This is a genomic window from Rhodopirellula maiorica SM1, from assembly GCF_000346295.1.
Lineage (GTDB): Bacteria > Planctomycetota > Planctomycetia > Pirellulales > Pirellulaceae > Novipirellula > Novipirellula maiorica.
In genome coordinates, this window is sequence record NZ_ANOG01000697.1 from 24,322 (window position 1) to 30,379 (window position 6,058).

Sequence of the window (6,058 nt, forward strand, 5' to 3'; positions counted from 1 at the left end):
TACGTAGGAGGAGCTACTGAGGTTGTGTGACATCGGCGTCGTCTGTGGCGGGCCACCATTGGTCCAACAAAAGATGGAGTGCTGCGATGCGTTCCGCCTGAGCGGAATCGGCGGCCAGGTTCGATCGTTCCTCGGGGTCGCTGGCGAGATCATATAGAGCCAGCGGCAACGCGGGCGTCGCCGGTCCGGGAACCACCAACTTAAAATCGCCCGCTCGTACCCAGCGTCCGCGGACGTGTCGCGAGGGCTGCCCCAGCGTGACTGCGTCATTGGGGTAAATGGCACCGAAAGCAGGACGTTCGGGCGGCGGTTCTCCGGCGATTGCGGTTGGCATCAAGTCCAGACCACGCATCCGTGGCGTCACCTCGGCCGACAGCCCCACCGCCGACAACACAGTCGGAACGAGGTCGACGGTTTGAACGAGCGGTTGATACTCGCCCGGCGGAACATGACCATCCCAGCGAATCAGAATGGGGGTTCGCAGACCGTCTTCGTACTGCGAGAGCTTGGACCTCGCATTCTGCTGTTCATGCCGCTGCGGGTGTGGACGCAGTCCGTTGTCCGAAACAAACACCACAAGCGTGCTTTCCAGCAAATCCTTACTCCGTAAATGGCTCAGCAGGGCTCCGACGGTTTCATCGAATCTCGCGATTTCGGCATAGTAGGGCAATAGATGCTCCGGTACATCCTTGCCATCGTACAACCGCCGAAACCGATCCGCTGCATCGTAGGGAGAGTGAGGCAGGAACGGTGCGTACCAAACGAAAAAAGGTTGCTTTCCGGCATGCTCGTCGACGAAGTCATAAATCGGTTGCATCGTTTCGCGACCGATGGACAAGCCGACATCGCCGTTACCGTGAGCAACCCATTCGCCGCCGGATTGCTGGCGAGTGCCTGTGATCGGACCGAGCCGATCGGCGGGGCGACCGAGCGTCATGCCATCAGTGAACCCGGCTGTATGGTAATCGCCCTCCCAGTGCTTGCCCGTTTGCAAACATGCGTAACCGTGCCGAGAAAGGATTCGAGGCAGCGTCGGCACGCGTTCGATCAAGTAGTCGCTGGTTGCCCGCGTCGCCTGGTACTGCGCCGCCGACATCTCTCTCATTGCACGCAGCCCCGGAGGTGGGTGATTGAAGTGAATGCCATGCTGATGGGGATAAAGACCGGTCAGCAGCGTCGCCAACGATGGCCGACAAACGCTCATGGGAACATAACCATTCACGTAACATGCAGAACTCGCAGCAAGTCGATCCAGATGCGGCGTGTGCACGAGCGAGTTGCCCATGAAGCCGAAATCACGATAAGACTGATCGTCCGCCAGAATCATAACCACGTTCGGGCGTTCTGCTGCAGAGGCAAAATTCGACGCGATGCAACACCCGATCAGCATACTCAGTAGGCAACCCAGCCGACTCACATAGCACAGCGCGTCGCGGCAGCATGAGGCAGTGCCACTCTTCACCGCGAAGCTGCTTGGTTGAGGGTAGGAGTTTTGCTGCTTCCATGCGGGTGGCGTTGATTTTGTCATGCAAATGAATGCGTTCAAAATGAGGAGACAACTGCTGCAAAACATGCAACCGCAGATCGCGGGAACGAGCGCCATGGGTGGGCCCCACGCAGTTACTAACATACCAGCATTGGCTGCTACACATTGTGGTTGTCGGTCGTTTTGCTATCGTCGCGTTGCGACTTGGCTTGCTTCGTTTTCCCCAACCTCGGACTGGCGTCCGGGCTAGCGTTCAATGCCATCTACTTTGGTAGCGGCACGGCGCGAGCCCAATGCCATCTACTTTGGTAGTGGGACTCGCCAGAGTTCCTGGTGTTTCAACAGCAAAGATGGGAATTCTGGCGAATCCCACTACTTGAGCATCTCCAGTGTTTGCCAACGTAGATGGCATTGGGCGTTGCCCCTCTATACAAAATCGCAACTTCGAAACTTACACGTTCGGGCTGTGATGACCGGGCAAAACAAAACAAACGTTCGCCGCGACGTGATGACATACTGAAAACCAAACCGCTTGGAACGATTCTCGAATGTGTCAGTGGCGTCAAGAACGGCAGCTCGATGAGACCGAAAGTCTTGGCGACTTTCGCTACGAGAAGTCAAGTGACTAGATCAACGTTTCCAGCAATCGGCGTAGCTTTCGCAGTTCCACACGATGATCGAGCCCTTCGATCGGCGACATGTGCACTGTCAACGCGCGATCGTATTTTTCACGTTCCAATTGGGTAACCAACTTTCCGTAATCGACTTCGCCTTGTCCGACGCTGACTTGGAATGCGTCCGGCCGTGTATCGCGGAGATGGACATTGCAAACAAACTTCAGAATCTTGTCCAAGTTCTTGGTGTTTGCTTTGCCCGCAATATAGACGCTCGGATCAAAGGTCACGCCAAGTCCGTCGACATTGTTGCACAACACCATCAACGTATCGGGGTCTTCACTCAGACATCCCAATTGGCAGCGAACCGCCACACGCGCTCCTTCGGTTTCGGCAACCTTGACGAGCTTTTGCAGATGCTCGACTTCTTCATTGAACGGCGTACCAAGCTCGGCCGATGGAACCGTGATATTGACCACCTTGGTCGCTTTGGCGATGCGGCAGATCTCTTTGAAATCGGCGTAGTGCTGATCGCCGGTCGTCGCGAGTTGGACACTGTATCCCGAGATGTCCATACGGTGCGAGCTTCGCAGAATCTGCGCCGCCCGTTCGACGTCGGTCACCAGATCGCTGGGTTTGATTTTCCCGGATTCGTGCAGCGCGATCTCGACCGCAGTGAACTCCAAATCTTGAAGCACTTCGATTGCTTCGCGCAATTCCATCTCGGGCCAACATTCAGTCGAAGCAGCAACAATCATAAGAGCATCCTATCCCGTTGTTCTATCAAGAGCGTATTTACGCGTTTTATTGTTCGTTTTTTACAGCTTACAAAGAAAACGGGTTCCAGCAAAACCCCGTTCACCGCTGGCGAGCAGAGGTTCTAGGAATTGCGGTGTTTCTTGAGCGATTCGCTGACCCGCTTCAAAATGACCCGGTCCTCGTGGCTCAGCGAATCAGGCCCCTGCTCGTGCAATCGCTCGAGGATTTGGTCAAGTTTGGTGGCGTCAACCGCTTCGTCATGCTCACGCTGCAACGCTCGCCGCGCTCGTCGACGGGCATACCAACCCCACAAACGCTCGCTCAGCCGATCGGGCGGTAGCATCTCTTCGTCGGCTTCCTGCTCGCTACGCCGCTCCCACAGCGAATCAACCAACTGTCGCGATCTTGCCACACTCGCCGTTCGTATCAATGCAAATGCTAGCAACACGAACAATGGCCACCGAGGCACAACCAGTGGGTTATCGAACCGCATCGTCGCGATCGCAACGCCGACCATCAGAATACCGATCCCCAGCAACATGCGGTGCAACAAGATGGCGGCGACCGAAGGAGTCAACTTGGGACCGACCGTGACAATGACGGATGCAATCAAATGACGTCCAAGCGTCATCCGCAGCGGGTAGAGCTGCCCGACCGCTTGCAGCCAGAAGAGCCAACCCGAGAAGTGCAGCATCGAATCGGCCGGTGTCATCCCAAGCCCTGGAATCGCGAAGAGTCCTCCGTCCGCCACGGTGGCCGCGGTGTCGGTCGACTTTGCGATCGCAATCAAACCGGCTCCGACCACCACCAGCGATGCAAGTGTCGCGATTGCCGCCGCCAGGGTTCGCTTGGCAGTCATCGCTCCCTGATGCCATCCGATGCCGACCAAACTAAACGAGAGTACGACGTCGCGGCGAACCGCAAACCCCGCATAGATGACGGCTTGGATGAACCAGCCCACGATCCAAACCACCAAGCCCAACAGCGACGCGATCGCAAGGTCACGGTTTGCGGGTCCGCTGCCGACGATCGAGATCACACCGGCGATTGCAGCGGTGGCAAACAAAACCCAATACGACAATGCCAACCGACGCCCCCACAACCTGCCAATCGGCACCGACGCACGGGGCAACTCGGTCGCCACCGGTTCCGTATCGCCATCAGGGTAGGGGGCCATCTTTGGCATCAGAAAATAATCGCACTCGGGGTGGGTGTGGGTTTTAACTGACGAACGAGATTTGACTGGCACGCCGCTGTTGATTGGCACGCCGCTGTTGATTTACTCAAACTCTTAAGCGGATCGAATCGTTTCGCATTCACTACTAGCGGGCATCGGCGTCAAACTACTTTGCTTCGTCGCTTGTTTTGGCAGCAGGTGGTTCACTGATTTCTTGACCAATCGCATAAGCTAACCGGCCGATCATGGCAAAATAAACAAACGCCATTCCCACGGTCAGAAAGATGCCTCCCACCGCAGCAACCGGAGAGGGCAAGGTCGAGGAGACGGCGTAAGTCAAGAATAACGCAAAAAACATAATCGCGGCCGTAAAATAAAGTCCTCCCCAAGCCTCTTGGGCGCGTGTCACACTACGCGCCACCTCGGCCGAAAACGGCGTCAATGGACTGTTGCTATCCAACATCGACAGCAACACAAAGGGAAAGAAAATGTACAGCGACAACATGGTGAGCGCCGCGGTTAGCAACGATTGTCCAAACACAAATTGGGCAAGTCCGTAAACGGGAATGATGGCAAAGCCCGCAGCCGAAAACACCTCGACCAAGTTCTCAATCCAACCCGCTGGATCAAACACGGGCCATTCGCTGACCTTCTCTTCGCCATTGGCAATCGACTGCAGAATGGCAAAGCCGCAGCTGACCACGACCAATCCGAACACGATTCCCGCCGGAACCAAGGCAATCTGCAATACACGCACTTCCGACGCCAGGACCACGATCGCCGGCACCGAAGCGATCAACGATAGTGCGACCCAATGCGCAAGCACGCCGACATCACGAAAGATGCCAAAGATGCTGGCCAACCATCCGCTGATACTAGGGATATCGTCGTCGTGTTTGTAGACGGTCTCTTCGACTCGCGATGCTTCGTCGAGCAATTGTTGGGCGGATTTGCGGTAGGGATCGGAGCGGCGATCGGACGACGAAACCTGGGTTGCCTCGAACGCAAACGTCGCGGCGTTGTCGATGTCGATCTCGACTTTTTTAGGTAACCGCGGAGGCTGGCGGACTCGGATCGGAGAATGACAATCGTTGCACTTGATCGTCTTGCCCGCTTGGCTGGCATGGACCATCCGCTGCGATCCGCATGTCAAACATTGCACACGGTACTCGGTGGCGTATTCGACGGCAGGCTTCTTTGCTCCTAACTCGGCAGCCAAATCCATCTCGTCACCGACGATATTCTCGTCACCGAGTTCGATGACATCGTCGTCACCACCGGAGGACGCCGGTGCGGGATTGACCGGTGTAGGGACAACGGGTGCCGGCCGAGGCGCTCCGACGGGCGGCCGGGAGAGCGCCGGGCGGAGGACGAATGGATCATCCCCATCCTCGATTCCGGCGGATTTCGGTTGGGGGACCGATTCGACCGTAGAGGTAAACTCGTCCAACTCGGCAGCAAACTCTCCGAGCAACGTGTCTTCGTCGGGGCTGGTCGATCGACGCGGCTTAGGTTTCTCGGTTGTAGGAGCCGAGGGTGGGTTCGCTGGAACGGGATCGGTGTCCAGAGTCAACCAATCGTCGGCATCATCGCTGGTCGTCGCACTCAAGCCGGGAGCCAGAAACGCGGCGGCACAATGAGGACACGAGACACGCAGTCCTGCTGAACTATCAGGAATCGATACTGACTTGCTACAGCGAGGACAGATCAAAGATAAGGGCATGGAACACACAGGGCGTTGGCCGAGGCTGGAAAGGAGGAATGTCGAGAACGTTTTGAGACAAAGCCCATCCTCTCATTCTATCCTGCTCGGCGGCTCGCTTCGCGTGGGTCGCCACGATTTTCACCCGATTGGCGGGGACGAACTTTTTCCGTTTCTAGCGGTCCCTGCCACGCATGATGGTAGCGGCACGGCGCGAGCCCAATGCCACCTACATTGGTAGTGGGACTCGCCAGAGTTCCTGGTGTTTCAACAACAAAGATGGGAATTCTGGCGAATCCCACTACTTGAGCATCCCCCAA

At 56.7% G+C, this 6,058-nt stretch carries 5 protein-coding genes; all 5 read right to left on the minus strand.

Annotated features, from left to right (window positions below; all coding sequences use genetic code 11):
* Positions 1–13: 13 nt before the first annotated feature.
* Entirely contained in the window at positions 14–1,327 is a 1,314-nt protein-coding gene (locus tag RMSM_RS22470; protein WP_052031755.1) for a sulfatase-like hydrolase/transferase, read from the minus strand.
* Positions 1,328–2,111: 784 nt separating this feature from the next.
* Positions 2,112–2,858, minus strand: coding sequence for a sugar phosphate isomerase/epimerase family protein (locus RMSM_RS22475; protein WP_008701767.1), 747 nt, complete (start codon positions 2,856–2,858; stop codon positions 2,112–2,114).
* Between the two features lie 122 nt (positions 2,859–2,980).
* Positions 2,981–4,045, minus strand: coding sequence for a hypothetical protein (locus RMSM_RS22480; protein ID WP_144057871.1), 1,065 nt, complete (start codon positions 4,043–4,045; stop codon positions 2,981–2,983).
* A gap of 157 nt (positions 4,046–4,202) precedes the next feature.
* Entirely contained in the window at positions 4,203–5,759 is a 1,557-nt protein-coding gene (locus RMSM_RS22485; RefSeq protein ID WP_040768996.1) for a YML083C domain-containing protein, read from the minus strand.
* A gap of 77 nt (positions 5,760–5,836) precedes the next feature.
* The coding region (locus RMSM_RS42930) for a hypothetical protein (protein WP_236622264.1) at positions 5,837–6,058 on the minus strand (222 nt) is incomplete at its 5' end.

Coding starts and splice junctions, on each gene's coding strand:
- RMSM_RS22470 (WP_052031755.1), bottom strand. CDS start 1,327: ATGATTCTGGCGGACGATCAGTCTTATCGTGATTTCGGCTTCATGGGC.
- RMSM_RS22475 (WP_008701767.1), bottom strand. CDS start 2,858: ATGATTGTTGCTGCTTCGACTGAATGTTGGCCCGAGATGGAATTGCGC.
- RMSM_RS22480 (WP_144057871.1), bottom strand. CDS start 4,045: ATGCCAAAGATGGCCCCCTACCCTGATGGCGATACGGAACCGGTGGCG.
- RMSM_RS22485 (WP_040768996.1), bottom strand. CDS start 5,759: ATGCCCTTATCTTTGATCTGTCCTCGCTGTAGCAAGTCAGTATCGATT.